Source organism: Pseudoalteromonas sp. DL-6, from assembly GCF_004328665.1.
Taxonomy (GTDB): Bacteria; Pseudomonadota; Gammaproteobacteria; order Enterobacterales; family Alteromonadaceae; genus Pseudoalteromonas.
Genome location: NZ_CP019770.1, coordinates 2,967,148 through 2,989,116 on the forward strand (window position 1 = coordinate 2,967,148; position 21,969 = coordinate 2,989,116).

General features: G+C 40.9%; 20 protein-coding genes and 1 tRNA gene. 3 read left to right on the forward strand and 18 right to left on the reverse strand.

What is annotated here, in order from left to right; translation table 11 throughout:
• Window positions 1-6 precede the first annotated feature (6 nt).
• The 3 genes from B1F84_RS13845 to B1F84_RS13855 form a co-directional block, all read right to left on the reverse strand.
• A complete protein-coding gene (locus B1F84_RS13845; protein ID WP_131691754.1) occupies window positions 7-774 on the reverse strand; it encodes a class II aldolase/adducin family protein in 768 nt (255 codons plus the stop codon).
• A 134-nt stretch (window positions 775-908) separates the two neighbouring features.
• Entirely contained in the window at window positions 909-1,232 is a 324-nt protein-coding gene (locus B1F84_RS13850; RefSeq protein WP_036980337.1) for a c-type cytochrome, read from the reverse strand.
• 174 nt (window positions 1,233-1,406) lie between these two features.
• Window positions 1,407-1,946 (reverse strand): DUF2058 domain-containing protein, encoded by a 540-nt coding sequence (locus B1F84_RS13855; RefSeq protein ID WP_036980338.1) that lies wholly within the window; start codon window positions 1,944-1,946, stop codon window positions 1,407-1,409.
• A gap of 194 nt (window positions 1,947-2,140) precedes the next feature.
• On the opposite strand from B1F84_RS13855, the gene B1F84_RS13860 reads away from it, so the two are divergent.
• A complete protein-coding gene (locus tag B1F84_RS13860) occupies window positions 2,141-3,289 on the forward strand; it encodes an MFS transporter (RefSeq protein ID WP_131691755.1) in 1,149 nt (382 codons plus the stop codon).
• Here the strand turns inward: B1F84_RS13860 and B1F84_RS13865 are convergent.
• Together B1F84_RS13865 and B1F84_RS13870 are read right to left on the reverse strand one after the other, a co-directional pair.
• Window positions 3,256-3,756 (reverse strand): prolyl-tRNA synthetase associated domain-containing protein, encoded by a 501-nt coding sequence (locus tag B1F84_RS13865; protein WP_131691756.1) that lies wholly within the window; start codon window positions 3,754-3,756, stop codon window positions 3,256-3,258. The two genes, B1F84_RS13860 and B1F84_RS13865, sit on opposite strands and share 34 nt — an antisense overlap.
• A gap of 1 nt (window position 3,757) precedes the next feature.
• Window positions 3,758-4,144, reverse strand: coding sequence for a hypothetical protein (locus B1F84_RS13870; protein WP_131691757.1), 387 nt, complete (start codon window positions 4,142-4,144; stop codon window positions 3,758-3,760).
• 165 nt (window positions 4,145-4,309) lie between these two features.
• On the opposite strand from B1F84_RS13870, the gene B1F84_RS13875 reads away from it, so the two are divergent.
• A tRNA-Ala gene (locus B1F84_RS13875) sits at window positions 4,310-4,385 on the forward strand.
• Window positions 4,386-4,563: 178 nt separating this feature from the next.
• Here B1F84_RS13875 and B1F84_RS13880 read toward each other — a convergent pair.
• Both B1F84_RS13880 and proB read right to left on the reverse strand, forming a co-directional pair.
• Window positions 4,564-5,811: a glutamate-5-semialdehyde dehydrogenase gene (locus B1F84_RS13880; RefSeq protein ID WP_008466301.1), complete on the reverse strand. Its 1,248-nt coding sequence runs from the start codon at window positions 5,809-5,811 to the stop codon at window positions 4,564-4,566.
• Window positions 5,808-6,914 (reverse strand): glutamate 5-kinase, encoded by a 1,107-nt coding sequence (gene proB / locus B1F84_RS13885; protein ID WP_008113486.1) that lies wholly within the window; start codon window positions 6,912-6,914, stop codon window positions 5,808-5,810. The genes B1F84_RS13880 and proB overlap by 4 nt, the downstream gene beginning before the upstream one ends.
• An 861-nt stretch (window positions 6,915-7,775) precedes the next feature.
• On the opposite strand from proB, the gene B1F84_RS13890 reads away from it, so the two are divergent.
• Window positions 7,776-9,635 carry a sodium:proton antiporter gene (locus tag B1F84_RS13890; protein WP_008113488.1) on the forward strand — a complete coding sequence of 620 codons (1,860 nt, stop codon included), beginning with the start codon at window positions 7,776-7,778 and terminating at the stop codon, window positions 9,633-9,635.
• 150 nt (window positions 9,636-9,785) lie between these two features.
• On the opposite strand, the gene B1F84_RS13895 is transcribed toward B1F84_RS13890, so the two are convergent.
• The 11 genes from B1F84_RS13895 to accC form a co-directional block, all read right to left on the reverse strand.
• Window positions 9,786-10,424, reverse strand: coding sequence for a tetratricopeptide repeat protein (locus B1F84_RS13895; RefSeq protein WP_008113489.1), 639 nt, complete (start codon window positions 10,422-10,424; stop codon window positions 9,786-9,788).
• Between the two features lie 123 nt (window positions 10,425-10,547).
• Entirely contained in the window at window positions 10,548-11,861 is a 1,314-nt protein-coding gene (locus B1F84_RS13900; protein WP_008113490.1) for an adenylosuccinate synthase, read from the reverse strand.
• Between the two features lie 210 nt (window positions 11,862-12,071).
• Window positions 12,072-12,950, reverse strand: a complete 879-nt coding sequence (hflC, locus tag B1F84_RS13905; protein ID WP_008466298.1) for a protease modulator HflC — start codon at window positions 12,948-12,950, stop codon at window positions 12,072-12,074.
• A gap of 5 nt (window positions 12,951-12,955) precedes the next feature.
• A complete protein-coding gene (gene hflK / locus B1F84_RS13910; protein ID WP_008113492.1) occupies window positions 12,956-14,125 on the reverse strand; it encodes an FtsH protease activity modulator HflK in 1,170 nt (389 codons plus the stop codon).
• Between the two features lie 100 nt (window positions 14,126-14,225).
• Complete coding sequence (hflX, locus tag B1F84_RS13915) at window positions 14,226-15,515, reverse strand: ribosome rescue GTPase HflX (RefSeq protein WP_131691758.1); 1,290 nt, start codon at window positions 15,513-15,515, stop codon at window positions 14,226-14,228.
• Window positions 15,516-15,531: 16 nt separating this feature from the next.
• On the reverse strand, window positions 15,532-15,795 hold the full coding sequence (gene hfq, locus B1F84_RS13920; protein ID WP_131691759.1) for an RNA chaperone Hfq: 264 nt from the start codon (window positions 15,793-15,795) through the stop codon (window positions 15,532-15,534).
• Between the two features lie 81 nt (window positions 15,796-15,876).
• On the reverse strand, window positions 15,877-16,794 hold the full coding sequence (gene miaA / locus B1F84_RS13925) for a tRNA (adenosine(37)-N6)-dimethylallyltransferase MiaA (protein WP_008113495.1): 918 nt from the start codon (window positions 16,792-16,794) through the stop codon (window positions 15,877-15,879).
• Between the two features lie 10 nt (window positions 16,795-16,804).
• The gene (mutL, locus tag B1F84_RS13930; protein WP_131691760.1) at window positions 16,805-18,631 is read right to left on the reverse strand and encodes a DNA mismatch repair endonuclease MutL; all 1,827 of its coding nucleotides are present in this window, start codon (window positions 18,629-18,631) and stop codon (window positions 16,805-16,807) included.
• A gap of 30 nt (window positions 18,632-18,661) precedes the next feature.
• A complete protein-coding gene (locus tag B1F84_RS13935; RefSeq protein WP_131691761.1) occupies window positions 18,662-20,005 on the reverse strand; it encodes an N-acetylmuramoyl-L-alanine amidase in 1,344 nt (447 codons plus the stop codon).
• A 28-nt stretch (window positions 20,006-20,033) separates the two neighbouring features.
• The gene (gene tsaE / locus B1F84_RS13940; protein WP_008113499.1) at window positions 20,034-20,501 is read right to left on the reverse strand and encodes a tRNA (adenosine(37)-N6)-threonylcarbamoyltransferase complex ATPase subunit type 1 TsaE; all 468 of its coding nucleotides are present in this window, start codon (window positions 20,499-20,501) and stop codon (window positions 20,034-20,036) included.
• A gap of 126 nt (window positions 20,502-20,627) precedes the next feature.
• The gene (accC, locus tag B1F84_RS13945) at window positions 20,628-21,968 is read right to left on the reverse strand and encodes an acetyl-CoA carboxylase biotin carboxylase subunit (protein ID WP_008113500.1); all 1,341 of its coding nucleotides are present in this window, start codon (window positions 21,966-21,968) and stop codon (window positions 20,628-20,630) included.
• Window position 21,969 lies beyond the last annotated feature (1 nt).

The window sequence follows — 21,969 nt, forward strand, 5'->3', positions numbered from 1 at the left end:
TATCGGTTATTTTGCAAAACTTGGGTCAAGACGATACGCTTTTCGTAACATGGCAGGCCATGCTAGCTGCCCCCCAGTACTGCCGCTGTGAACAACGTTCGCTTGATTATAAATGTTATCAATAATAGTTTGTGGTACTGCAATCGCTTGTTGTGCACTTGATTGAATGGCTAACTGTATTTCACAGGCACGCTGAAGGTCATAAAAGCGCATAAACGCATCACCTACTGTTGGCCCTAACGTTAAGCCGCCATGATTCACCAATAGCATATGGTTGGTGCTACCTAAATCTGTTTGCAGGCGTTTACGCTCATCATCGTTCACCGCCAAGCCTTCATAACCATGGTATGACAAAGAGGGTAATGAAAACATCGAATACTGACTTAACGGTAATAGCCCTTCTTTTTGTGTTGCAACTGCAATGGTTTCTTTAGTGTGTAGGTGTATGACGCAATGGGCATCTTCACGTACTTCATGAATGGCACTGTGAATGGTGAACCCCGCAGGGTTAATATCAAATGGAGTGTCGTCAATAATGCGGCCATTTAAATCAACTTTAACCAAGTTAGATGCAGTGATCTCATCAAACGTTAAACCAAACGCGTTTACTAAATAATGATCCGTACCCGGTAAGCGAGCAGAAAGGTGCGTATAAATTAAATCCCCCCAACGAAAATGGTCTACCAGTCGATAACATGCGGCTAAATCAACACGAAGTTGCCACTCTTGTTCTGATACTTTATTTTTTAAATCGAGCTGGGGTAAATCAAACATAACAAGCCTTTTAAAACACAGCATAGCGCTAGTGATTGTAGATGTTTAGAAGTCTAAATGAGTATTCGCATGATGGCAATCACCAAATAAAAAAGCCACACAAAGGTGTGGCTCTTTTTAGATTTCGTTAGCGATTATTGTACTTTTGATAGGTAATCGGCAATCGCTTCAAACTCTTCATCAGTCACAGTCGCAACCATTGCTTTCATCGCCATAGACATACCGTTGTTACGAGCGCCTGACTTAATGTCTTTCATTTGCGCTACTAAATACTCTTTGTTTTGACCATTTAGTTTAGGGTACATCGCCATAATAGGTGCTTTACCATCTGCACCATGACATGTTTGACAGTTTTTAGCGGTGTAAAGTGCAGCGCCATCAGCAGCGGCGGCTGAAAATGAAAAACTTGCGGCTAAACCAATACCCGCGCCTAATAAAAGTGTTTTTATCTTGCTCATTGTATTTACTCTTCTTTTTTACGGTTAAAAAAAACGGTTGTGATAATTGTAGTCAATAAATCTTTAAAAAGCATACGTCCTTGATAAGGTTTGACGATCAATCAGAACAAATACGTGTATCCCTCATAAAACAAATATTAGCTTGCCTTAGCTGAGCAGATACTTAATAACACCTTACCAAATAAGATCGTCTGGTACTTCAAAATCAGCGTACGGATCGTCTTCGTCCTTGGCTTTGTTCTCAGGTTCAACATGAAACACAATATACTTTTCATCAACCTCAGCCACTTTGCGTGCAGGCTCGTCTTCTAATACGTAAAACTGGCCTTCTAATACACAAATTGCTAAACGTCCGCCCGAAAGCGCCTTTTGCGTTTGCTCATTCACATCAAGACCCTTTACTTTATTTTCATAAGTAAAGTTAAAGGTGCGCTCACCACGAATTGACTCTTGATTGTGGTGCTCTAAAATTTGCTTAACACGGGCTACCTGCTCACGTTGCTTTAATTCTTCTTGGCGCGTTTTGTTAAGCTCTTCAGCTTTTTGCTGCTGCTCAAGCTTGGTTTGCTGAATATGTTTTTGCAAATCATTTGGGTTGCTCGTCGCTCCCTTCTTTTGCTTTTTCTGTTGCTTGCGCTTTTCTGATTTAGCAACTTTGGCTTTATGTGATGTTGTTAAACCAGCTTGGAGCAATTGCTCTTGTAGTGACCCCATGGCGTGTTCCCACTAAAAACGAATATTAATGCTATTTTAATCACCAACGAGCGTAAATAACAGCGCTATTGATATTAATCTAACAAACTACTGAAAACAAAGCATGATTTAGCGCAATAAAGGTTAATTTATGAAAACCCTAGCAGTTTTGTATATAATGCGGCTCAACTAATAAGCAATGTTAACGGCAGTCAATGCGCTTATCTCACTTACTACTTTGTTCTGTTTTTATTTTTTTTGTTTTATACGCACCACAGCCATTATTAAGTTTATTTGCCACCGAATTTAATGTAGCGCCTGCCATTGCAGGCAGCTTAATGACTGCCACTATGCTGCCTTTAGCCATTGCCCCTTTGGTGTATGGGTTGTTTCTAGCCAAGCGAAACCCATTATTAATTTTACGCACCGCAATGTTATTACTCGGTGTCGGCTGTTTATTATTTATTTATGCCCCTAGTTTTGAGCTACTGTTACTTGTTCGGTTTTTACAAGGGCTGACTTTACCTGCCGCTTTAACCGCAATGACCAGTTATATTGGTATGAGCTATCAAGCCGATACATTACAAAAAAATATAACTCTTTATATTGGTAGTACTATTGTCGGTGGTTATTTTGGCCGAGTATTGGCTGCGCTCTTTAGCGACTTGTGGTCATGGCAAAGTTTTTATTACTTAATTGCTGCCATGTTGATAATACTCGCACTTAGCATCCCCCATAAACGCTTTGTCCTGAGTAGCTCTAGTGAGGTGTTATCACCTTTAGATTATATGAAACAACTTAAAGAAGGCTCGGTACTTAAACTTTATGGTGCCATATTTTGTATGTTTTTTTGCTTTGCCGCATTATTAAACTACTTGCCTTTTATTTTAAAAAATACCTTTTTAATTAATAACACCCGCGACATTGGCTTAGTTTATAGCGGTTATCTCATTGGCGCGTTAGCCTCTATTTTTACCCCGTGGTTATTAAAAAAACTGACCTCAGCTTGGCGCTTGTTGGCAGCGGTATTCCTGTTTTATAACCTTAGTATTGTGTTATTAATGAGTCATTCACTGATGTTGTTTTTGCTTGCATTTACGCTATTTTGTGGTGCTATGTTTGTAATTCATTCAACGGCGGCCCCACTAGCTAATAAAATTAGTCACGCTCCACCGAGTGTTACTAATGGTTGTTACGTGTCATTTTATTACAGCGGTGGCGCCCTAGGGTCATTATTACCTGGGGTGGTTTATCAAACGCATGGGCAAACCGCGTTTATGGCAACACTTCTTGCGGTTTGCTTATGTGGGCTGGGTCTTATTTTGTGGGCTCAGTGCGATGGCAAAAACATTACCCGCGGCTGATGCTCAGTAAAATCAAAAAAACGCAGTAAATCAGGCTTAGTTAATAGCCATGTTTGAGTATTTATAAATGGATGACAATGAAATAAGTCGCCAAACCAAATATCCTGATCAAGCCAGAGCGTTACATCTCGTTGCTTATCGTTCATTAAGCTGAGCATCGATACACAACCCGGTGCAACCTTTAGATACTTAGCCAAGCGCTCATTAGAGGCAAACCCTAAACGCGATAATCCTTGTTGTTTAGAAAGTGATTTTAAATCGAGTTGTTTATCGTGCGCGGTGATCACTAAAAAATGGCGCTTACCTTCGTTATCCCGCAAAAATAGATTTTTTAATCGTGTTCCTGGGCGATTCACCATCAGCTCATCGGCATCTAAGCTACCATGTAACGCTGGATGCTCAATTACATCATAGTTAATATCAAGCTGAGCTAATACTGCCGCTAATTTTTGTTTATCCGCTAACATACTACAAACAACGCCCTCTTAATTGCACACTTAAATCACGCCATAGCACTTCGTTTATTTCATGCTTATCTGCACAATAGTTACGTTGAGCAAGCTCTTTATTAAGAAACTCTACCGCTTGATCTTCTAATTGCAACTTAAGCACGCTCGACTCTTCAAAATGCTCTTGTTCGGCAAAACGCTTTACATCGCTTCGGGTTAGCTGTTTATTAATATTAATTTGCTCGCGGCTCTTAGCCTTTACAGAGACCACATAGGCAAAAAGCTTGTTACCTTGCTTATCAAGGGTGTCATAAAATTGTTTATTATTAATTTCATAAGGAGGCTCATCTACCGAACTGGCACAACCAAAAAGGAAAACCATTAAAACTAAAGCGTATTTTTTCATTATGTATTGTCGTTTTAGTAAATATTGAGGCCGAGTTTAACAAAAATTAGTTAAAACGGAAAAATTTGTGAAAAAATACTTGACCAAAAACGTAAAAATATTTAAAGTTCACTCCGCTTAAGACTCAGCACTTAAGCATTTACAGTATATGTAAATTAGGAATGTGGGGCTATAGCTCAGCTGGGAGAGCGCCTGCCTTGCACGCAGGAGGTCAGCAGTTCGATCCTGCTTAGCTCCACCACTTTCCTACTCTTTCCTTCAAGTAATATCCTTATTTTTATATTCTAAATAAACTTCTCTGTTAATAATGCTTTGTATTTTTTAATCTCTATGTTTGCTTAGTTGTTTGATTTTGCTAAATCGAGATCAAAAATGCCGAGCAAAGCCCGGCATTTTTATCATTTATTGAGTTGGGTTAGTTATTCGCGAACTTGACCAACACCATTCACTAAATATTTTTCAGTGGTTAATGACTCAAGCCCCATAGGGCCATAAGCATGTAGCTTGGTCGTTGCAATACCAATCTCTGCCCCTAAGCCTAGTTGTGAGCCATCAGAAAAGCGTGATGACGCATTAACCATAACAACCGACGCATCAACACTGCGTTGGAATAACTCTGCTGCGGCATCGTTCTTAGTACAGATAACTTCAGTATGATTTGAACCAAATTGAGCTATGTGTTCAACCGCTGCATCAAAACTTGGCACAATGCGAATTGCTAACTCTAGGTCTAAGTACTCTTCGCCAAATTCGTTATCAGCAAGTACAGTAGCGTTATCAAAGTACTCAGCCGCCTTGGCATCAGCATTAATTTTTACACCTTCTTGACGAAGTACAACTGCACACAGATTTAAAAACTCATCAGCTACATCTTGGTGTACCACTAAACCCTCTAGTGCATTACATACGCCAGTACGTTGAGTCTTGCCATTTAGCAGTAGATTGAGCGCTACTTCTAAATCAGCATCTTTATCTACATATAAATGACAAACGCCTTTAAAGTGCTGAATAACAGGGATTGTGCTGTTTTCAGTAACATAGTTGATTAGGCCTTCACCGCCACGAGGGATGATTAAGTCAATGCTATCGCGTTGTTGCATCAATTCCATGAGCAAGGCGCGGTCAGGATCTGGGATCACTGAAATTAGCGCCGTTGGTAGACCATGTTTAGTAAGCACGCTATGCATTACACTGGCAATGGCTTGTGAGCTTTTAAGCGCTTCTTTACCACCGCGTAAAATAACACCATTGCCTGATTTAAAGCATAATGCACCCGCGTCAGCCGTTACATTAGGACGCGCTTCATAAATCATACATACCACACCTAGTGGTACACGCATTTTACGAATTTTAATCCCATTAGGGCGCTCAGTAATGTCACGTAACTGACCAACAGGATCATCAAGTGAAACAATCACTTCGATACCTTCAGCCATGGCTTCAATACGCTCATCATTCAATGTTAGACGGTCTATCATTGATGCCGCTAAGTTATTGTCGCGTGCAGCGCTTAGGTCACTTTCGTTTTCTTTAATTATAAATTCTTTTTGATCTCTTAATGCCGCTGCCATATCGGTTAACACTTTGTTTTTAGTCTCGGTATCGAGTAAAGCAAGTGTATGTGCAGCCTTTGCTGCTTGGCGTGATATATCCGTAATTAAACTCATGACTTCTCCAATAATGCGATATCTTTTTCTGAAATAATTGGTCCAATTGAATCCTGCATTTTTTCGCTGAATTCACTCTGCTCGTTATCTGCAATAAAGTTTAACAAGCAGCTACTGTAATTTGCTGTGGCTTTAGCTAAACGCGTACCATCTTCACTGCGCACTAAGATAGTGTCGCCCACAGCAAACTCGCCATGTACTTCTCTGATCTCATCGCCACGTAAGCAGCCGTCTTCACCTTCTAATGAATCATCGAACGATCCATCTACAACAACTTCACCCTGCTCATTGGCGGTGTGTGTCATCCAGTGAATAGAATCTTGCATTGGTTTTTCATAAGGCAAGAATACACTTCCTGGGTTTTCACCGGCTAACAAGCGAGTAAAGGTTTCTTCTTTAAAGCCATTAATAATGTAAGTTGCAATACCATGTGAAGTCGCTTTCTCTGCCGCTTCAATCTTGGTTTTCATACCACCTGTACCTACCGCACTGGTAGCACATCCTGCCATAGCATAAATAGAATCATCAATTGATTTTATTTCAGGCAATAATACGGCATCGTCATGCAAATTTGGGTTTTTATCATACAAGCCATCTACATCCGAAAAAATCATTAATGCGTCGGCATCAGCAGCTGCTGCAACCATGGCTGATAGATTATCGTTATCACCCACTTTTAAATCATCTGTTGTTACTGCATCATTTTCATTAATGATAGGTAGCACGCCGTGCTCTAGCAATGTAAATACGGTTTCACGGATACTCTGGTAACGCTCACGGTCACGTAAGTCACCATGAGTTAATAATAGCTGCGCTGATGGAAAATCAAAGAAACGATCCCACATAGCCATCATTTCTGTTTGTCCTGCTGCTGCCATGGCTTTTTTCATTACCACTGAACGAGGTTGTTCTGATGGAAATAAGTGTGAGCCAGCCGCTACAGAACCAGATGAAACTAAAATAACTTCTATTCCACGTGCGCGACAGCGAACAATAAACTGTGCGATGGTTAATAAATAACGTGAACGACAGCCATCTTGATCGGGTGCAATTAAGGCACTGCCCACTTTAAGTACGATACGTCGCCAATTTAACTTTTGCATAAGTGCTCAACTTTCCATTTAATTTGTATTCATCACATAGATGAATGAAACCAGGTCGCTATGTTTATAACACAGCGTCGAATTTGTTTATCATGCCCACACTTTTTATACACACGTACACCGTCTCTAAAACTAGCGTTTTAAATTAAGATGCAAAAATAAATAGTATTAACCCAATAAATAAATCGGATCGTACTAACTAAAAAAATATAAAGTGTTGTTTATGTATCGCTGTAAAAAGCTGTGTGCGGCCTTTTTATTAACAACATACATAGAGCCTCTTAAGTCTGGTACACCAACAGATAGGGTGATGACTTAAGGACCGAGATTTAACCGCCACGATGGGGATTAAATATTGAAAGGTAATAGTTCAACTCAAACCTTTATTTATCTGCACTGAGCAAATAAACACCTTGAGCAAAACCATACCAAAGAGTTCGGTAAATGATATTGTATGTTCAAATATTACAAAACAAAGTAAAAACAATCAGTAAGAGAGTTAAAATGTTTATATCTAACATGATTAAGTATTTAAACTATAAACTTGGTTAGATAACTAATTATTCGAACACGAAGTATAATACGTCAAAGTAGCGGCTTAGATCAAGGCTAAAATTCAAGCTAAATAGGTCCACACTGCTAAAACGAGTGTTTTTTACATTAACTATCATACAGTTAGACTACTATAAATAGGAGTTATAGAGACTATAACTTTGATAACATTTTAGAGAATGACGTTAACACTAAATAAATAAGTATTATTTATTAGCTAAATTGAATTTACACGTGTATACCCACTGTATTACTGGTAGGTAACAGTTATACTTTTAAACATTATTAATATTAAGGAGTTTTTACTCTATGTCAGCAATTTATATAGCCGGTATTGCATTGTGTTCGGTGCTAGCCCAATGGGTCGCCTGGGCATTCAGAGTACCCGCTATTCTGTTTTTGTTGCTTACTGGGCTTTTATTAGGGCCATTTACTGGCGTATTAGACCCTGATGCTTTATTAGGCGATTTACTTTTTCCTGTGGTGTCTTTAAGTGTTGCTGTGATTTTATTTGAAGGATCATTAACACTGCATTTCCGGGAGCTTAAAGGGATCAGTAAAGTCGTAAGAAACCTCTGTTCTATTGGTATGCTTATGACCTGTGTCGTTATCAGTTTAAGCGCCTATTGGTTATTAGAGCTAAATTGGCGAGTCGCAGCAGTACTTGGCGCTGTGCTTGTTGTAACCGGACCAACGGTTATTGCGCCACTGCTCAACTCAATGCGACCCACTCAAGACATCGACCGTATTTTACGCTGGGAAGGCATAGTCATAGACCCTATTGGCGCATTATTCGCGGTATTAGTATTTGAAGCCGTGATGTTAGTTGGTCAGGGTGAAGTGCTTAGCCACACTATCGTTGCACTAGTTAAAACCGTTGGCGTTGGTTTGAGTATTGGTGTGGTTTCAGGCTGGATCACAACGCAACTAATGCGCCGCGAATGGCTGCCATTTGAGCTACATAAATTTGGCATTTTAGCGTTAGTGTTAATTAGTTTTTCGATTTCAAACCATTTAAGTCATGAGTCAGGCTTATTGGCCGTGACTGTATTTGGCATTTGGTTAGCTAATCAAGATGACTTAGAAATAGATTCGGTGCTTGAGTTTAAAGAAGATCTTTCGATGATTCTGATCTCAACCTTGTTTATATTACTAGCTGCCAGATTACAACTATCTGACTTAATGATGCTCGACAGCGACGTATTTATATTCTTAGCTATTGTGTTATTTATTGCGCGCCCATTGTGTATTGCTATTTCAACCTTTGGCACCGATTTACCAATGAAGTCTCGCTTGGTGCTGGCTTGGATTGCGCCTCGCGGTATAGTTGCTGCAGCCGTAGGTTCTGTATTTGCATTAAGTATGATAGAAGCCGGTGTAGCCGATGCACAAAAAATGGTGCCATTGATATTCACGGTTATTATTGTCACTGTGGTACTGCAAAGCTTAACCGCTATCCCTGTTGCTAAATTGCTTGGGGTGCGCCAGCCCTCCCCTAATACTATTTTAATTATTGGTGCAAACCATGTGTCTAGAGCGATTGCTCGTGGATTGAAGGAACAAAACATTCCCGTTCATTTATCAGACCCTGCTTGGGAAAACTGTAAAATGGCACGTATGGATGGTTTACCTTGTTATTACGGTAACCCACAATCTGAGCATGCTGAACGCTATTTACCTTTAACCACTATTCGCAGTGTTTTAGCGCTTTCACCTAATCGTCATCATAACGCATTAGGGGTGCAGTATTTTTCTCATTTATTGAATGAAAAAAATGTATTTTCACTACGCTCATCTTCATCACATGCTAAAGCAAATAAAGACAGTGCAACGTTCTTATCTCGACAAATTTTGTTCGGTGAAAACGGCGCATATGCTCGTTTAAGTAGCGTGATAGCCAAAGGCGGCAAAGTGAGTGCAACGCGAATATCTGAAGAATTTAGCTGGCAGCAGTATTTAGAAATGAATCCTGAAGCGATCCCACTGTTTATTCTCAAAGGGGATAAAGACAGTGATGAAGACGCACCAGTGAAAATGAGGCCTTTTACCAGTGATATGGAAAAGCCACCACAAGAGGGTGAACGAGTAGTTGCATTGCAACCGCCTAAAATATCGCTATTAAAAGATCCGGCCAATAACAAAGCCAAAGACAATAAAAAAGACGAGTAATAACTAAAAAGCGAGATTGCCACAAAGGCATTCTCGCTTTTTATTTACATAGCTGAACTCTGGTTAAGAGATTTACTAACATATTAAATCATAGTCATAATTAGGTTTATTCTCTCTAGCCAGAGATAGATTTATTATCCAGAGTTTAGGTTACATAGGTAAGCGCGCGCGGGTAACGACACTGGCTGGCATTTTTTCAGCAAGTTTAGTCAATGCTCGCTCTATTTTTTTATGTGTCGCTTTATCGGCTACCGTGGTGTTAAACAGCCAACGATAAGCATCTTCGAAATCTCTTGGACTACCATAACCTTGATTAAACAAGCCAACTAATCGTAACTGCGCTTTTAAGTTGCCTTGCGCTGACGCCTCACGTAAGTAGGTTATTGCCATGGTTTTGTCTTTTTGGACCAACTGCCCAACGTCGTAGTAGCGACCTAGTTGCTCTAATGCAGCCGCTAAGCCCTGCTCAGCCGCTTTTTTCATATAATACACTCCTAAAGCAACATCACGCTCAACACACACTTTATAAGCGAGCATATCACCGTATAGGAATTGATATGATGGCAATGCCATTTTATTGGCTCGCGCTTCTATATCTTGTACTAACTGGCAATTATCTGCCTTTACGCGGGCTAGATGAGTGTTCTCATTAATTAAAGCTATTAACTCAGATTCAGTATACAGCGGCACAGCTGCAGGACTTTCTTCAGCTAAGCTATTGCTTACATTAAATAAAGAAAGTGTGAGTAGTGATAATGACCACACAGAGCAACGAGAAGATAAACGCATATTAACCACTTTAAAAATAAACTTACCAAATAATATACAAAGATCGTTCCACTATTAATAGCGTCACTTTTCTGCAGACATAAAAAAAGCTGCACATGGCAGCTTTTTTCAACATAAACCCAATTATGCAAATGGGCTACGAAGTATCATCGTTTCAACACGATCTGGACCTGTAGAGATAATATCAACAGGTACGCCAGTGATTTCTTCAATACGTTTAATGTAATCAATTGCCGCTTTAGGTAAACCTTCAAGCGATGTTACACCCACGGTATTTTCAGACCAACCAGGCATTTCTTCGTATACAGGCGTTACTTTATCGTAACCTTCAGCTGCTAATGGTGTCACGTTTGTCACAGTGCCATCTTCAAGCTTATAACCAGTACAGATTTTAAGTGTTTCTAAACCATCTAAAACGTCAAGTTTAGTTAAACAAAATCCTGAAATGCTGTTTATTTGGACTGCACGGCGCATAGCCACTGCATCTAACCAACCAGTACGACGTAAACGACCTGTAGTAGCACCAAACTCATGACCTTTGTCACCTAAATGCTTACCTACTGGGTCTTGCTTATCAAGACCGTCGTAAAGCTCTGTAGGGAAAGGACCTGAACCTACACGTGTTGTGTACGCTTTAATGATACCTAGTACATAATCGAGGTGTAATGGGCCAAAACCCGCACCTGTAGCAACGCCACCAGCTGTGGTGTTTGAAGATGTTACATAAGGGTAAGTACCGTGATCAATATCAAGTAGTGTACCTTGTGCACCTTCAAATAAGATGTTGTCACCGGCGTTACGCGTTTGATCTAAAAGCTCAGTTACATCAACTACCATTGCTTTTAAAATGTCTGCAACAGCCATTGCATCATCAAACGTTTTTTGAAAATCCACAGCATCTACTTTGTAGTAGTTCACTAATGTGAAGTTGTGGTATTCCAATACTTCTTTTAACTTAGTAGCAAATAATTCAGGATTGAATAAATCGCCAACACGTAAACCACGACGTGCTACTTTATCTTCATACGCTGGACCGATACCACGACCAGTTGTACCGATTGGTTTATCGCCACGCGCAGTTTCGCGAGCTACATCTAATGCAACATGGAAAGGCAATATTAGCGGACATGCTTCACTGATTAAAAGACGATCACGTACAGGTACGCCACGCTCTTCAAGCATGCCAATTTCTTTCATTAGCGCTTCTGGTGATAAAACAACACCATTACCAATCACACATTTAACATTGTCACGTAATACACCCGATGGAATAAGGTGTAGAACTGTCTTTTCACCGTCGATCACTAAAGTATGGCCAGCGTTATGACCACCTTGATAACGAACTACTAAAGATGCTTTATCTGTAAGGAGGTCAACTACCTTACCCTTACCTTCGTCACCCCATTGGGTGCCTAGTACAACAACGTTTTTACCCATTGCAAATTCACTTAGAGAAAATTAGGACGAGATTTTACCAGAAAACTAAAGCAATGTTCACCCCGTTTAGCTTATTTTTTCCTCGTGCGGCTAGTAAACATCAGTGTTTAGCTAATAATCACATAAATAACAATCATTTATAGCCTTAAAATTGAGATAACAAAAAGCCCTGCAATTGCAGGGCTTTTTCAAATTTAACTAAAGCTATGATTACTGAGCCTTCGCGCCTTTCATGTATTGGAAGAAGTCGCTATCCGGTGATAACACCATCACGTCTTGCTTGCCTTTGAAAGTTTGCTTATAAGCTTCTAAAGAGCGAACAAAGCTAAAGAACTCAGGGTCTTTATTGTAAGCACTAGCGTAAATCGCAGCAGCGTCAGCATCACCTTGACCACGAACAGAACGAGCATTACGTTCTGCATCGGCAAGCATTACTGTTACACGACGGTCAACACCTGCACGAATTGTTTCGGCTTTTTCCTGACCTTCAGAGCGATGCTCTTTAGCAACTGCAGTACGCTCAGCGCGCATACGTTGGTAAATAGAGCTACTCACCTCTTGTGGTAAGTTAATTTGCTTAACACGCACATCAAGTACTTCAATACCCAGCTCACTAGCACTTTCAGACGCTTGTACTAACGCTTCTTCCATCAGCTCGCTACGCTCACCAGATACAATTTCACGAATAGTACGCGTACCAAAATTAGTACGTAGTCCATTGTTTACCTTTTGCTTAAGTAGCGTTTCAGCGTATTGCTTATCACCACGTGCACGCAGGTAAAAAGAGCTAAAGTCGTTTACGCGCCACTTTACAAACGAATCAACGATTAAGTCTTTTTTCTCGCTAGTTACAAAGCGATCTGGTGTACCATCTAGCGTTTGAATACGTGCATCAATGCGACGTACTTGGCTAAAAAATGGGACTTTTAAGTGTAAACCCGGACCATAAACTACCGCTTGTTCATCGCTGTCTTTTTGCACTTTACTAAATAAAAGTACAATCGCTTTTTGACCTTCAGAGACCACGAACACCGACGAGAAAGACATCACAATGGCGGCTAATAGGATTACTAAACTAAAGTTTTTCATTGCTCTTATCTCCCGTCGTTAAAACGATCATTGTTAAAGCGATCGTTACCACTATTAACAGTGCTGTTGCGTGACGTATTTACCTTGTTACGTAAATCGTTAATATCGCTTGAGCTAGGTAAAGCAACGCGTGTTGATGAACCCTGTTTCTCCATGATTTTATCAAGTGGTAAGTACATCATGTTATTACCGCCTTTAACATCAACCAATACTTTAGAGCTATTAGCCAGCACTTCTTGCATCGTATCTATGTATAAACGCTCACGTGTTACTTCTTTAGCTGCTTGGTATTCTGGAAGTAATTTCTCAAAACGAGCCACTTCACCTTGCGCTTCTAAAGTAATACGTTCTTGGTAACCTTCAGCTTCTTGCGTCATACGAGTTACTTGACCACGCGCACGCGGCTCAATTTCACGGGCATACGCTTCTGCTTCACGAATAAAGCGTTGCTCATCCTCTTGGGCTGCAATTGCATCATCAAACGCATCTTTAACTTCCATTGGTGGACGTGAGTCCTTGAAGTTAACGTCGGTTACGATTAAACCTAAATTATAAGGTTCGATGATTTGATTTAGCTCATCCCAGGTATTTTGACGCACAACTTCACGGCCGTTCGTCAGTACTTGGTCCATTTTTGAATGACCAACAACGTAACGCAACGCACTATCTAATGCTTCTTCAAGGCTGCTGTCAGCGTTAGTAACACTAAATTTGTACAAGTAAGGGTCGATTACTCGATACTGTACTTCAAATTCAACGCTTACTACGTTTTCATCTTCGGTTAGCATAAAACCTGATGCTGATAACGAGCGAACAGCTTCGATATCAACTGGAATAACCGTTTCAATAAAGGTCATTTTCCAACGCAAGCCTGGATCTGCAATTCGGTCAAACTTACCAAATTGAAGAACGACACCGCGCTCAGCTTCTTTCACCGTATAAATACCGCTTAGCGCCCATACAATTGCAGCGATAATAAGTACAAATGAAATACCGGCTCCGCCAAGTCCACCACCGCTACCATTGCCGGATTTTTTACCGCCAAATAAGCCGTTAAACTTGTTACTGAATTTACGGAACACCTCGTCTAAATCAGGTGGGCCTTGATCACGTCCGCCTTTGTTATTCCACGGATCTTTGTCATTGCCATTATTACCCGGTTCATTCCAGGCCATAGCTATACTCCATTGTTATCTAAATAAATTCGGAAATTGTGTTAAATCTAACAAATCTTCTGCGTTTCTTATACTAAAACCGACATTAATCTTGCAGTTTTTAATCGCAGCTAATAAAACTTTCAATTTCAGGGCCAAAATCTTTAATTAAACGGTTCCATTCAATCATAGGTAATCGTACATCAAGCAACCAATTACCTTGCTCATCAAACCGTTCATTGTGTACTGCACTTAAATTAAATAGCGATGCTCTTAAACGCCCATACTGCGGTGCGAGTAAAATTGTTTCGTTAAGCATTTGTTTAGCGAGTAAGTCGCTGATAGCTTCACTAAGTAATTCACAGCCTTCGCCAGTTTTTGCCGATAGCCATACTCTTATAGGTTGGCCCTCGTCATCACGATCAATACGTGGCGTTACCTCATCAAGCGCATCAATTTTGTTATAAACTAATAACTGCGGTACCTCGTCGGCTTCAATCTCTTTAAGGACTTCTTGTACCTGTTCAATATTTTCTTTTCGGCGAGGGTCAGCTACATCTATCACATGCAGTTGCAAATCGGCTTCACGCGTCTCGGTTAGGGTTGCTTTAAATGCAGCCACTAAATCATGCGGTAAGTGACGAATAAACCCTACAGTATCCGCTAAAATAACGGAGCCAACATCACCTATATCGAGTTTACGTAGCGTTGGATCTAGAGTGGCGAATAGTTGATCGGCTGCATACACATCTGAATCGGTAATGTAGTTAAACAGTGTTGATTTTCCGGCATTGGTATAGCCCACCAGCGACACTGTTGGAATTTCATTACGTGTACGAGCACGTCGACCTTGTTCACGCTGTACAGCCACTTTGGCAAGTCGTGCACGAATATTTTTAATACGTGCGCGCAATAAACGTCGATCGGTTTCTAGCTGCGTTTCACCCGGACCACGTAAGCCTATCCCCCCTTTTTGGCGCTCAAGGTGAGTCCACCCACGGATTAAGCGTGTAGACATATGGCGAAGCTGCGCCAACTCAACTTGAAGTTTACCTTCATGAGTACGGGCACGCTGAGCAAAAATATCAAGAATAAGTGTTGTTCTGTCAAGCACCCGGCATTGACAAACACGCTCTAAATTGCGTTCTTGAGACGGGCTCAACTGATGGTTAAAAATGACAACATCGGCATTGTGGATTTTGACAATTTCAGCTATTTCTTCCGCTTTGCCGGTACCGACAAATAACTTAGGATGTGGTGCTTGACGGCTGCCTTGCACAACCGCCAAACTACTAACACCAGCAGAAGATACCAACATTTCTAATTCATGAAGATCTTCACGATCCCCATCTTTAGGTAAGTCGATATGGACTAAAATTGCCTGTTCGCCAGATTCATAGCGGTCAAACAAGCATTACGCTCCTAATTTAAAAGTTTCCAAGTTCAGTTTCTTCAGTGTCTTCATTTCCCTGTACACCTTGGAAGTTGACTGCGCGTGCAGGTACAACTGTTGAAATTGCATGTTTATACACCATTTGATTAACAGTGTTTTCCAGTAAAATTACAAATTGGTCAAATGACTGAATTTTACCTTGTAATTTTATGCCATTTACCAAAAAAATTGATACTGGAATGCGCTCGCGGCGTAATGCATTTAAAAATGGGTCTTGTAACGATTGGCCTTTTGCCATGTTATTATTCCTTCGTTCTAGGTGTTATTATAATTAAGTGGCTGAACTAATTTAACAAAGCTAAATTTTGTCCAACTACTACTAGCTTAGCGAACTTACTACACGATGCAAGTTTTCTTCATCACCGGTTGTCAACCATGTAACGTCAGGCCAACTTCTTAACCACGTTAATTGACGCTTAGCCAATTGACGTGTGGCAGCAATACCGCGAAAAACCATTTCATCGTGATCTATTTCACCCGCAAGGTAATCCCACATCTGTCTATAACCTACACAACGAATAGAAGGCATATTGGGATGTAAATCCTCACGTAGATATAGGGTCGAAACTTCTTTTTCAAACCCCTGTTCAATCATTATTTTAAACCTTTCTGCAATTCGCTGGTGTAACTCTTTACGATCATCTGGAGCAATAGCAAATTGATGAAAAGTGTAAGGTAAAGGTGGCTGTTTTTGCTTTTGCAATTCAGTCATTGTTTTACCTGTTATACGGTAAACCTCTAAAGCGCGATTAATTCGTTGTGAATCATTTTCACTCATCTTTTGCGCTGCTTGAGGATCTATTCTTAATAGCTCTTGATACAAATGTGGCCAGCCATGCTGTTTCGCCTGCATTTCAAGTTCTGCCCTTATCTGCTCATCAGCCTCAGGTAAAGGAGATAGTCCATCAATTAAGGCTTTAAAGTACATCATTGTACCTCCAACCAGTACAGGCACTTTACCTTGTTGATGAAATTTATCAATTTTTTCTATTGCATCGCGTCTAAAATCAGCCACTGAATAAGTTTCGCTTGGATCAAGTAAGTCAATTAAGTGATGTGGAGCACGTGCTAGTTCATCGGCATCCGGTTTAGCGGTACCAATATCCATACCTTTATAAACCAGTGCCGAATCAACGCTGATAATTTCAGTATTTAAATGCTCACACAGTGAAATTGCCAATGCTGTTTTACCAGCAGCGGTGGGGCCCATTAAAAATATGACCGGTAAATTACTCAACACGAATACCCTAATTAAATTGCGCTAGATAAGACTTTAGATCTATTTTAACTGCTTTTTCACGTAAACGTTCAATTGTTTGCGCATTATTTTGTAAGCGAGTTTGCTGTACTGCAAAGGCTTTACTGGCATAGAACCGTATAGGTATTACATTTACCTGCCACGCTAGCCACTGTTCAATACTTTCTAACTGAGCTTTACACCCATCAAGTAAGGCATCGACTGCGGCATTCACGTCAAGTAAGTACAAGCAAACAGGCAACTTCTTAACCATAACAAATTGTTTTTCAATTAAAAGTTCAAAGCCAAGCAAAGTAAACCATGATTGTTGCGTAGCCAGCAGTTCGATATCTTGTTTTGATACGTTAACCCGCACGGGTAATAACAATGCTTTGCCTTCAAGGCTGCCTTGCTCTTTTATTTGTGCAAGCCAATCATCTGCTAGCGCATATTTAAAGTGTGAACAATAAAGTTGGTTTGCATCATTAAACACACATGTGCCCTGTTCAATGGTTATTATATCGACAGTACGAAGCGCTGTATCTGATACTTGCGTCTCATCTGATTGCACAAATGGCACTGGATTATCAAAGTGATGTGCTTGTTGCTCACTCACCCCTTGATAAAACGCATTTACGTCATGGTAATTGCTGCTTTCGGTGCGTTGTTGATTACCTGCTCCTTGATTTGCACCACGATAAGAGCCAGCATGCGTTGAAGGTGACCGGCTAGGCTGTAATGATGACTTAGGGTAATCAAACGGTTCGCTACTGGCAGTATTGAGTGAATTAAACGCTGCTACCGGTGGGCTATTATCATTAGCTTCACTGGAGCTTGAAAATTCAGCTTGCAGGGGCACAACAACTTGTTTAATCGCTTGCAAAATAAAGTCGTGTACTAAGCGCCCTTGATGAAAACGCACCTCATGTTTAGCAGGATGTACGTTCACATCTACTTGACGTGGATCTATATCAATATAAATCACAAACCCAGGTAACTCTTGCTCACCACTGACCTCTTCAAATGCTTGGCGTATAGCATGCAGAATAAGTTTATCGCGCATCATACGATTATTTACATAGGTGTACTGTGTGGTATTGGCCGAGCCAACTGGCAGCACCCAGCCATGTAGTTGCAGCCCTACTTCACCTGATTGAATATGCAGGCCCTGTTCAGCAAACGCTTTACCTGCGACTTGGGCAACTCGTATAATCGCTTGAGCAGGATCGGTTTTAGCGCGATATTGCCGCACTACTTTTTCGTTATGAGTTAACGTAATTGATACATCAAAGCGACTCAGCGCAATCCGCTTTATAAGCTCATCAATATGGCTAAACTCGGTTTTTTCGGTACGTAAAAACTTACGCCGTGCTGGGGTATTAAAAAATAAGTCTTTTACTTCAATTGTAGTACCGCTGGGATGTGCCACAGGCTTTACCTCCACGGCCATATCTCGACCTTGTGCAAAGGCTTGCCAAGCAGCTTCTTGCTGTTCGGGCTTAGAGCTTAAGGTTAAGCGAGATACCGAGCTAATGGACGCGAGAGCTTCGCCTCTAAAGCCTAGAGAACAAATATTTTCTAAGTCGTCTAGCGACTTAAGTTTACTGGTAGCATGGCGAGAAAGTGCTAATGTGAGCTCCTCTTTTGCAATCCCTGAGCCATTATCACGAATTCGAATCAGCTTGTGACCACCGCGCTCAATATCTATTTGAATACGTGTCGCACCTGCATCTAGGCTATTTTCTACTAACTCTTTAACCACCGATGCAGGACGCTCAACAACTTCACCCGCCGCAATCTGGTTTGCCAAGCGCGCAGGTAATATTTCAATACTCATAAAAACCCTAAATGTTGTGCGCTTTTAAAATTAACTCTGAGGAATATCAAGTTCTTGACCAATAAATAGCGTATTTGAACTGAGCTTATTAACCTGTTTAATTTGATTAATACTGACACCATATCGCCCTGCCAACATACTCAATGACTCCCCCGGACGTACCTTGTGCTTTGTTGGGTATTGAGACTTTAATGACGCAAACAGAGAGTCGTCGGGTGGGTTGCGCAAATAGTAATTTTTAATTGAGGTAAACATGGCTTTAGCCAAACGTTCTTGATGGTTGGCACTTTTAAGCAGTCGCTCTTCACGTGGATTAGAGATAAACCCAGTTTCAACTAAAATAGACGGAATATCTGGCGACTTTAATACTGCAAGGCTGGCATGTTGCGGTGCCTTTTTATGCATTTTTGCTACTTTTCTTAATTCTTTTATTACTTCATCTGCAACATTAAGCCCTGTTTTCATTGAATGATCCATCGACATATCAAGCAAGGCTTGCGCTAAGTACTTTTCATTAGCAGCATCTTTAATAACATCAGCGGCCCCGCCAAGTAACTCAGAGTGCTTTTCTTTATCCTCAATCCATTTACCTATTTCTGAGTTGGCGCGTCGCAACGACAACACCCATACCGAAGCCCCATTGGGTCCTGGACTGGTAAACGCATCAGCATGAATAGAAACAAAAAAATCGGCTTTTTTCTGGCGAGCACGATTAGTACGTGTATTAAGTTTTACAAAGTAATCGCCACTACGAACCATACGCGAAATCATACCGCGCTCAGCATCAATCATGCGCTCTAAACGCTTGGCAATTTGTAAAGTGATGTCTTTTTCGTAAGTACCTGAAGGGCCAATGGAGCCTGGATCTTCACCACCATGGCCTGCATCAATGGCAATAACAATGTCGCGTTCTTGGCTTAACTGGCGTTTTTTAGCTGCCGTTTGTGCCGGACTGACCGCCCCTTGAGATTGACTCTTGTCGTATAAGTCGACCACTAACCTGTTTTTATAAGGCCCCGTAGGTGCCAACGCAAATACCACAGGCTTGACCGGTCCGCTTAACTCAAACACTAAACGCACGCTGTGTTTATTTTTAGGTTTTGAGTAGCGTAACTTACTAACTATTTGGTGCTTTGATGGCACACCTGGCAATGTTTTCAACTCATCCGTATTTTCTAAATCAACGACTAAACGGCTTGGGTTTTTTAACATAAAGTAACTAAAGTCGGGTTTATCGTCGAGGTCAAACACCACCCGAGTGCTATCAGGTGATGGCCAAACACGCACACTATTAATAGTGTTTTGCGCCCACAATGGCAAGCTCACTGTAAAAACCATGAGGTAAATAAAAAGTTTAACTAAACCACGACTCATTTTGATAATCACTGCCTTAACTATTTTATTATCTATTATTTAGTTTTTCGACAATTGCTACACCACGCTCACTCGCGCTGTTAATAACAATTTTACGCTCGTCACCTACATAACTTAGCGTAGCATTTAGATCGGGAACAGGGATAAATTCTCCACCTTTTTCCGGCCACTCAACAATACAAATTGCCGTTGCTGAAAAATAATCACGAATCCCCATAAATTCAAGCTCTTCAGGGTCACCTAATCGATATAAATCAAAATGATAAACATTGCCACGCGCAAGTTCGTAGGGCTCAACAAGTGTATAAGTGGGACTTTTAACCTTACCTGTATGACCAAAACCTTGCACTATACCGCGAGTAAATGTCGTTTTACCTGCCCCCAAATCACCATGCAAATAAATAACTGCGCCCTGTTCTATTATGGCAGCTAATTTATTACCCATAGCAACAGTGGCATTTTCATCGACTAAATGAAAATTAAAACTACACGACATGATTACCTCAAAATTTACGAAAAGCGCATATTTGTTAATCATACCAGATTATTTATTTAAGGTGATACTGCCTCTTTTTTAAAGATAAAAAAACCGGCTTAAGCCGGTTTTTAATTAGCATAGACTTTACAGCCCTAATTTCTTCTCAAGATAGTGGATATTTGTACCACCATTTTTGAAGTTTTCATCTGCAAGAATACGCTTATGCAGTGGGGTGTTGGTTTTAATACCATCGATAACGAGTTCATTAAGTGCATTACGTGCACGGGCAATAGCTACATCACGGTTTTCACCGTAAGTAATTAGCTTGCCAATCATTGAATCGTAATGTGGAGGAACTGTGTAGTCAGCGTAAATATGGCTGTCCCAACGAATACCTAAGCCACCAGCTGGATGAAAACGGGTAATTTTACCAGGTGATGGAATAAAGGTTTCTGGATCTTCAGCATTAATACGACACTCAATAGCATGGCCACGAATAACCACATCTTCTTGAGTGAATGATAAAGGCTGACCAGCGGCAATTTTTAATTGCTCTTTGATTAAATCAACACCGGTGACCATTTCAGTTACTGGGTGCTCAACCTGAATACGGGTGTTCATTTCAATGAAGTAAAATTCACCGTTCTCGTATAAGAACTCAAACGTACCCGCACCACGATAACCAATTTCGATACATGCGCGTGTACAACGCTCACCAATGAACTTACGTACTTCTGCAGTAATACCTGGCGCTGGCGCCTCTTCCACTACTTTTTGGTGACGACGTTGCATTGAACAATCACGCTCACCTAAGTGAACCGCATTGCCTTGACCGTCGGCCAATACTTGTACTTCAATGTGGCGTGGGTTTTCAAGGAATTTCTCCATGTAAACCATGCTGTTGCCAAAGAACTGTTTCGCTTCTTGCTGCGTAAGCGCAATTGAATTGATTAACTCAGCTTCGTTGCGAACAACACGCATACCACGGCCACCGCCACCGCCAGCTGCTTTAATAATTACCGGGTAACCAATACGCTTAGCAATTTGCATGTTGCGCTCTTTATCATCCGATACCGGACCATCAGAACCTGGTACACACGGAACACCCGCTTTACGCATAGCTTCGATTGCCGATACTTTATCGCCCATTAGACGAATAGTGTCGCCACGGGGACCGATAAATACAAAACCGCTTTGCTCAACTTGGTCGGCAAAGTCTGCATTTTCTGCAAGAAAACCATAACCTGGGTGGATAGCGACCGCATCAGTAATTTCTGCTGCGGCAATAATGCGTGGAATGTCTAAGTAACTTTCAGTTGCTGCAGGTTTACCAATACAGATGGTTTCATCTGCTAGCAATACATGCTTAAGATCGCGATCCGCCGTTGAATGCACAGCAACCGTTTTGATCCCAAGCTCTTTGCAGGCGCGCAATATACGAAGTGCAATTTCACCTCGGTTTGCAATGACTACTTTATCTAACATG

What these genes read in the sequence shown, in the direction of transcription:
- B1F84_RS13845 (WP_131691754.1), bottom strand. Translation starts at nt 774, where the DNA reads ATGTTTGATTTACCCCAGCTCGATTTAAAAAATAAAGTATCAGAACAA.
- B1F84_RS13850 (WP_036980337.1), bottom strand. Translation starts at nt 1,232, where the DNA reads ATGAGCAAGATAAAAACACTTTTATTAGGCGCGGGTATTGGTTTAGCC.
- B1F84_RS13855 (WP_036980338.1), bottom strand. Translation starts at nt 1,946, where the DNA reads ATGGGGTCACTACAAGAGCAATTGCTCCAAGCTGGTTTAACAACATCA.
- B1F84_RS13860 (WP_131691755.1), top strand. Translation starts at nt 2,141, where the DNA reads ATGCGCTTATCTCACTTACTACTTTGTTCTGTTTTTATTTTTTTTGTT.
- B1F84_RS13865 (WP_131691756.1), bottom strand. Translation starts at nt 3,756, where the DNA reads ATGTTAGCGGATAAACAAAAATTAGCGGCAGTATTAGCTCAGCTTGAT.
- B1F84_RS13870 (WP_131691757.1), bottom strand. Translation starts at nt 4,144, where the DNA reads ATGAAAAAATACGCTTTAGTTTTAATGGTTTTCCTTTTTGGTTGTGCC.
- B1F84_RS13880 (WP_008466301.1), bottom strand. Translation starts at nt 5,811, where the DNA reads ATGAGTTTAATTACGGATATATCACGCCAAGCAGCAAAGGCTGCACAT.
- proB (WP_008113486.1), bottom strand. Translation starts at nt 6,914, where the DNA reads ATGCAAAAGTTAAATTGGCGACGTATCGTACTTAAAGTGGGCAGTGCC.
- B1F84_RS13890 (WP_008113488.1), top strand. Translation starts at nt 7,776, where the DNA reads ATGTCAGCAATTTATATAGCCGGTATTGCATTGTGTTCGGTGCTAGCC.
- B1F84_RS13895 (WP_008113489.1), bottom strand. Translation starts at nt 10,424, where the DNA reads ATGCGTTTATCTTCTCGTTGCTCTGTGTGGTCATTATCACTACTCACA.
- B1F84_RS13900 (WP_008113490.1), bottom strand. Translation starts at nt 11,861, where the DNA reads ATGGGTAAAAACGTTGTTGTACTAGGCACCCAATGGGGTGACGAAGGT.
- hflC (WP_008466298.1), bottom strand. Translation starts at nt 12,950, where the DNA reads ATGAAAAACTTTAGTTTAGTAATCCTATTAGCCGCCATTGTGATGTCT.
- hflK (WP_008113492.1), bottom strand. Translation starts at nt 14,125, where the DNA reads ATGGCCTGGAATGAACCGGGTAATAATGGCAATGACAAAGATCCGTGG.
- hfq (WP_131691759.1), bottom strand. Translation starts at nt 15,795, where the DNA reads ATGGCAAAAGGCCAATCGTTACAAGACCCATTTTTAAATGCATTACGC.
- mutL (WP_131691760.1), bottom strand. Translation starts at nt 18,631, where the DNA reads ATGAGTATTGAAATATTACCTGCGCGCTTGGCAAACCAGATTGCGGCG.
- B1F84_RS13935 (WP_131691761.1), bottom strand. Translation starts at nt 20,005, where the DNA reads ATGAGTCGTGGTTTAGTTAAACTTTTTATTTACCTCATGGTTTTTACA.
- tsaE (WP_008113499.1), bottom strand. Translation starts at nt 20,501, where the DNA reads ATGTCGTGTAGTTTTAATTTTCATTTAGTCGATGAAAATGCCACTGTT.
- accC (WP_008113500.1), bottom strand. Translation starts at nt 21,968, where the DNA reads ATGTTAGATAAAGTAGTCATTGCAAACCGAGGTGAAATTGCACTTCGT.